This window comes from Lachnoclostridium sp. An14, assembly GCF_002160755.1.
In the GTDB taxonomy this organism is placed as follows: Bacteria; Bacillota; Clostridia; order Lachnospirales; family Lachnospiraceae; genus Lachnoclostridium_A.
In genome coordinates, this window is the sequence record NZ_NFLE01000037.1 from 33,706 (window position 1) to 40,383 (window position 6,678).

The 6,678-nt window shown below is 55.4% G+C and carries 5 protein-coding genes; all 5 read left to right on the forward strand.

The window, feature by feature from the left end:
• Positions 1-203: 203 nt before the first annotated feature.
• A complete protein-coding gene (gene hisS / locus B5E84_RS16570) occupies positions 204-1,469 on the forward strand; it encodes a histidine--tRNA ligase (protein WP_087224819.1) in 1,266 nt (421 codons plus the stop codon).
• A 21-nt stretch (positions 1,470-1,490) separates the two neighbouring features.
• On the forward strand, positions 1,491-3,290 hold the full coding sequence (aspS, locus tag B5E84_RS16575; RefSeq protein WP_087224822.1) for an aspartate--tRNA ligase: 1,800 nt from the start codon (positions 1,491-1,493) through the stop codon (positions 3,288-3,290).
• On the forward strand, positions 3,291-3,827 hold the full coding sequence (locus B5E84_RS16580) for a GNAT family N-acetyltransferase (protein ID WP_087224825.1): 537 nt from the start codon (positions 3,291-3,293) through the stop codon (positions 3,825-3,827).
• A 223-nt stretch (positions 3,828-4,050) separates the two neighbouring features.
• The gene (locus tag B5E84_RS16585) at positions 4,051-4,728 is read left to right on the forward strand and encodes a response regulator transcription factor (RefSeq protein WP_087224828.1); all 678 of its coding nucleotides are present in this window, start codon (positions 4,051-4,053) and stop codon (positions 4,726-4,728) included.
• Positions 4,725-6,260 (forward strand): sensor histidine kinase, encoded by a 1,536-nt coding sequence (locus B5E84_RS16590; protein WP_087224830.1) that lies wholly within the window; start codon positions 4,725-4,727, stop codon positions 6,258-6,260. The genes B5E84_RS16585 and B5E84_RS16590 overlap by 4 nt, the downstream gene beginning before the upstream one ends.
• Positions 6,261-6,678 lie beyond the last annotated feature (418 nt).

Below are 6,678 nucleotides of genomic sequence, written 5' to 3' on the forward strand. Positions count from 1 at the left end.
GTCACATTTCTCCCTCCATTATAGCCGGGGCGCGGGCGGAAGTCAAATATCCCGCCGCCGCCCCGCCCAATCCCCTCTAAAAGGCCTAAAACAAAGAAAACACTTGCAAAAATAGCCATTCAATGTAAAATAAAAGAGATCAAGAGCATACAAGCTGTTACCGTGATAGAAAAACGAGACTGAACAGAGATTGGAGAGAAATCATGGCGTTGAAAAAGAAACCGGTCACTGGGATGAAGGACATCCTGCCTGCGGAAATGCAGATCCGTGACTACGTATTGAACCAGATCAAGGAAACCTATCGCAGCTTCGGCTTTTCCTCCATTGAGACTCCCTGCGTGGAGCACATCGAGAACCTGACCAGCAAGCAGGGCGGAGACAATGAAAAGCTGATCTTTAAGATCTTAAAAAGAGGGGAAAAATTAAAACTGGAGGAGGCGCAGACAGAGGCCGATTTAACGGACAGCGGTCTTCGCTACGACTTAACCCTCCCCCTGTCCCGCTACTATGCCAACAACGCGGCGAATCTGCCGTCCCCCTTCAAAGCCCTGCAGGTGGGCAGCGTGTGGCGGGCGGACCGCCCTCAAAAGGGAAGATTCCGCCAGTTTGTGCAGTGCGACATTGACATCCTGGGGGATGCCACCAGCCTGGCGGAGATCGAGCTGATCGCGGCCACCACCACAGCCCTGGGAAAGATCTGCCCGGACAAGAAGTTTTCCGTCCGCGTCAATGACAGGGAAATCTTAAAAGCCATGGCCGTGTACGCCGGATTCCCGGAGGATTCCACAGACCAGGTGTTCATCACCCTGGACAAGATGGACAAGATCGGCCTGGAAGGCGTGGAAAAAGAGCTGACAGAGTGCGGCTACGACGAGGCGGCCGTAAAGAAATACAGCGCCCTTTTGGCGGAGGTGGGAAATGACGCCGCCGCCGTGCGGTCCTTAGGCCAGCGCCTGGCGGGCATTCTTCCCGACGGCAGGGCGGAGAGCCTGGCGGGCATTATGGATACGGTGATGGAGGTGGCCACCGCCGATTTCGGACTGGTGTTTGATCCCACCCTGGTGCGCGGCATGGGCTACTACACCGGAACCATTTTCGAGGTGTCCATGGAGGGCTTTGGCGGCTCCGTGGCCGGCGGCGGCCGTTACGACAAGATGATCGGGAAATTCACAGGCATGGAGACTCCCGCCTGCGGCTTTTCCATCGGATTCGAGCGGATCGTTACCATTCTCATGGACTCCGGATTTACAGTGCCGGCAGCGGCGGCAAAGACGGCCTACCTCTTTGAGAAGGGCATCGCCGGGGAACGCCTGGCTGAGGTGATGAGAGAGGCCACGAAGGAGCGCCAGGCCGGCGGCCAGGTGTTGGTGGCACAGATGAATAAGAATAAGAAATTCCAGAAGGAGCAGCTCCAGAAGGAGGGCTACACGGAATTCAGAGAATTTTACAGGGACGCGCTGAAACGGTAAGCGGCCGGGAAGGAGAACAAAATGGCAGAGTCAATGAAGGGTCTGAAACGGACCCATAGATGTGCGGAGCTTAGCACGGCCAATGTAGGTGAAAATGTCACCGTCATGGGCTGGGTGCAGAAACAGAGAAACAAGGGCGGTATTATTTTCGTGGATTTAAGAGACCGTACCGGCATCCTCCAGATCATTTTCGAGGAGGCGGACTGCGGCAGCGAGTATTTCGCCAAAGCTATGAAACTGAGAAGTGAGTTTGTGGTGGCGGTGGAGGGCCGCGTGGAGGCCCGCTCCGGCGCGGTAAACGAGAACCTGGCCACGGGAGCCATCGAGGTGCGGGCAAAGTCCCTGCGCATCCTCTCTGAGTCTGAGACTCCGCCGTTCCCCATCGAGGAGAACAGCAAGACCAAGGAGGAGCTGCGGTTAAAATACCGGTTCCTGGATCTGAGACGTCCGGACCTTCAGAGAAATATGATGGTGAGAAGCCAGGTGGCCACCCTCACCAGATCCTTCCTGGCAGACGAGGGCTTTTTCGAGATCGAGACCCCCACGTTAATCAAGAGCACTCCGGAGGGAGCGAGAGACTACCTGGTGCCCAGCCGTGTGCACCCCGGTTCCTTCTACGCCCTGCCTCAGTCTCCCCAGCTCTTTAAGCAGCTGCTCATGTGCTCTGGCTATGACCGCTACTTCCAGCTGGCCCGCTGCTACCGGGACGAGGATTTGAGAGCGGACCGCCAGCCGGAGTTTACCCAGATCGACATGGAGCTTTCCTTCGTGGACGTGGACGACGTGCTGGACGTAAACGAGAGACTGCTGCAGAAACTGTTTAAGGAGATCTGCGGCTTTGACCTGGCCCTTCCCATCCAGCGCATGACCTGGAAGGAGGCCATGGACCGTTTTGGCTCCGATAAGCCGGACCTGCGTTTCGGCATGGAGCTCTGCGACGTGTCCGACGTGGTGCGGAATACGGAGTTTGCCGTATTTAAGGGCGCCCTGGAAAACGGCGGCTCCGTCCGCGGCATCAACGCCGAGGGACAGGGCCATATGCCCAGAAAGAAAATCGACGCCCTGGTGGAGTTTGCCAAGGGCTACGGCGCGAAGGGACTGGCTTACCTCTCCATCCAGGAGGACGGCAGCTACAAATCTTCCTTTGCCAAATTTATGACCGAGGAGGAGCTGAAGGCTCTGGTAGACGCCATGGGCGGAAAGCCGGGCGATCTGCTCTTATTCGCCGCGGATAAAAATAAAGTGGTGTACGACGTGCTGGGCGCCCTGCGCCTGGAGCTGGCAAGACAGCTGGATCTGTTAAAGAAGGACGATTTCCGTTTCCTGTGGGTGACGGAGTTCCCGCTTTTAGAGTATTCCGAGGAGGAGAACCGCTACGTGGCCATGCACCATCCCTTCACCATGCCCATGGAGGAGGATCTGGACCTTCTGGACACCGATCCCGGCGCGGTCCGGGCAAAAGCCTACGACATCGTGTTAAACGGCACTGAGCTGGGCGGCGGCTCTGTCCGGATTCACCAGGCGGACATCCAGGAAAAGATGTTTGAGGTGCTGGGATTCTCCAAGGAGAGAGCTCAGGAGCAGTTCGGTTTCCTGTTGGAGGCCTTCAAATACGGCGTTCCGCCTCACGCTGGCCTGGCCTACGGCCTGGACCGTGTGGTTATGCTCATGGTGGGCGCGGACAGCATCCGCGACGTGATTGCTTTCCCGAAGGTGAAGGACGCTTCCTGCCTGATGACCGAGGCTCCGGCTCCGGTGGACAAAAAGCAGCTGGAGGAGCTGGGAATCGAGGTTCTTCCGGAGGAGGAGAAGGCAGAGTAAATGTTGTTGCAGGATCCTGTCAGCCGTTTTTCGGAACTTTACGGAATTTATGAGCGTTCTTTTCCGGAGGTGGAGAAAAGGACGGAGGCCGGGCAGCGGGCCGTCTGGGAAAACCCCAGGGTCCGCGTCCGGATCATGGAGAGAGACGGCCGGATTGCCGCCTTTCTCAGCTGCTGGAAATTGGAAAACTGCCTGTTTGTGGAGCACCTGGCCACAGATCCGGAGTGCCGCGGCGGCGGCCTGGGACGGCTGCTGATGGAGGAGTGCATCCTGGAGGCAAACGAGGCGGGGATTCCCGTGGTGCTGGAGATTGAGCCGGTGACGGAGGAGCGCCCGGACACGGTGCGCCGTGCCGCCTTTTATGAACGCCTGGGGTTTTGCGTCAATCATTTCCCCTACGAGCAGCCGCCCCTTCAGGAGGGGGCGCCGGTGATCCCCCTCTCCGTCATGACCTACGGGCGTCCCATGGACGAAGGGGAATTCCAGCCATATAAAAAAGAAATTTACCGGGAAGTATACGGCAGGGAGGCTTTTTAGCCTCCCTGTTTCCGTATGTGAAATTACTGTGAAAACGTGGAAATCGGGCAAAATATCTGCTAAAATCCTTTGTATGATACCGGGGATCAGGGTGCCGCAAGGAGGCGCATTCCGCGCAAAGGAAAAAGGCTGTTTACGCAGCCGTGCCCCGGCGCGAGTGTGCGCCAAGCGCACACTTTTTACCCAACATCCTTTCAGACGAAAAGAAACAGGAGGCCGGAATATGGAACAGATAAAGGTATTAGTAGTGGACGATGAGGCCAGGATGAGGAAACTGGTAAAGGATTTCCTGTCCGTAAAAGGCTTTACCGTGTTGGAGGCGGGAGACGGGGAGGAGGCGGTGGACCTCTTTTTTGAACAGAAGGACATTGCCCTGATCCTGCTGGACGTGATGATGCCGAAGATGGACGGCTGGGAGGTGGTGAAGACCATCCGCAAATACTCTCAGGTGCCCATCATCATGCTCACCGCCAGAGGAGAGGAGCGGGACGAGCTCCAGGGCTTTAACCTGGGGGTGGACGAATACATTTCCAAGCCCTTCAGCCCCAAGATCCTGGTGGCCCGGGTGGAGGCCATTCTGCGGCGCACCAACGCCGGAGCCTCGGATATGACGGAGGTGGGCGGCATTGTGGTGGACAAAATGGCCCACCAGGTGACCATCGACGGAAAGCCGGTGGATTTAAGCTACAAGGAGTTTGAGCTTTTAAGCTATTTTATTGACAACCAGGGCATCGCCCTTTCCCGGGAGAAGATTTTAAACAACGTGTGGAACTACGACTACTTCGGCGACGCCAGAACCATCGACACCCACGTGAAAAAGCTGCGGAGCAAGCTGGGAGAGAAGGGCGAATATATCAAGACCATCTGGGGCATGGGCTATAAATTTGAGGTAGGAGAATGAGACATTCGATTCGCGCCAGGTTTACCGTAACCTTTATCGCCCTGATCACCCTGATCCTGCTGGCGATCTGGGCGGTCAATACCTGGCTGCTGGGAGATTATTACGTAAGTGACAAGATGGACACCCTGGAGGCCGGCTACCGGGCCATCGACCGGATGCTCCAGGAGGAGCCGCTGTCGGAGATGGAGCCTTATTCCGAAGGCAGCGACGCCGACGAGCTGTCCCGGCTGCTGCGGGATCTGGGAGAAAAGTACAACACCACCATTGTGCTGGTGGACAGCGTCACCGGAAAAGCGGTGGTTTCCTCCGCCAGAGATAAAAACTACCTGACCAACAAGGTGCGAAACTACGTGTTCGGCCAGTACCGGGAAAAGCCGCAGCTGATGCGGGAGCATGAAAACTACATTATCCAGCGCACCTACAATTCCGTTGAGCGGACGGCGGATCTGGAGGCGTGGGGGTTCTTTTCGGACAACACGACCCTGTTTATTATGTCCACTCCCCTGTCCAGTATCTGGGAGAGCGTGGACATCTCCAACCAGTTCCTGGCTCTGGTGGGCAGCGCCGCCCTGGTGCTGGGCTGTGTGGTCGTCTACCTGATCAGCCGGGAAATCACCCACCCCATCATGGAGCTGGCCAGACAGTCCCAGGAGATGACGAACCTAAACTTCGACCTGAAGTATACGGGAAAGCAGAAGGATGAAATCGGCATCCTGGGGGCCAATATGAATGCCCTCTCCGACAAGCTCCAGGAGACCATCACAGAGCTCCAGGAGGCCAACGAACAGCTCCAGAAGGACATCAACGAGAAGATCCAGATCGACGAGATGAGAAAGGAATTTATCGCCAACGTCTCCCACGAGCTGAAAACGCCCATTGCCCTCATCCAGGGCTACGCGGAAGGGCTGACGGAGGGGATGTGCGAGGACGAGGAGAGCCGCAACTACTACTGCGGCGTTATCATGGACGAGGCAGTGAAAATGAACCGCATGGTGCGCCAGCTGTTAAACCTGACGGCTCTGGAGTTTGGCAACGACACCCCTGTCATGGAGACCTTCGATCTAATAGCAGTGATCCAGGGGATTCTTTCCTCGTCCAGCATCCTGATTCAGCAGAAAGAGGCCGCCATCATCTTCGAGCGGAAAGCCCCTCTTTTCGTGTGCGCCGACGAATTCAAGATTGAGGAGGTCATCACCAACTATTTAAACAACGCCCTCAACCATCTGGACGGCCGGCGGGAGATCCGCATCACGGTCCAGGAGGAGGACGGGCGGGCCAAGATCCTGGTCTACAATACAGGAACCCCCATCCCGGAGGAAGACCTCTCCAAGCTGTGGACGAAATTCTATAAGGTAGATAAAGCCCGTACCAGGGCGTACGGAGGCAGCGGCATCGGCCTTTCCATCGTAAAGGCCATCATGGATTCCCATCACCAGGAGTGCGGCGTGAGAAACGCTGACGAGGGAGTGGAATTCTGGTTCACGGTCGCCCTGGCCCATCCGCCTCAGGAGGAAGAAACACCGTCTGCATAGCATAATAGAACGAATGAGCCAGCGGCTACGCTGGCTTATTTCTTTGCCATTCGAGGGACGGAAAAAGGGCAGAAAGAAAAGCAGAAAGAAAAATAGAAAAAAATGAAAAAAGTTGTTGACATTTCGTGGACGGTCTGATATTATAATTTTCGCCCGTTGGAAAGCGGGTAAGAAAAATGAAGAAATTTGAAAGATTTCTTCAAAAAATAAAAAAAGCTGTTGACAAAGCAAACGAGTTATGATAAAATCAATAACCGCTGCGAAAAATGACAGCGACGAGGAGTGAAAAACTTCCTCAAAAAAAATAAAAAAAGTTGTTGACAAAGCGAACGACTTGTGATAACATAAGAGAGTTGCTGCTGAGACAACAACAAAGCAAAGAACCTTGATAATTGAAGATTAAACAGTATGTAAAACC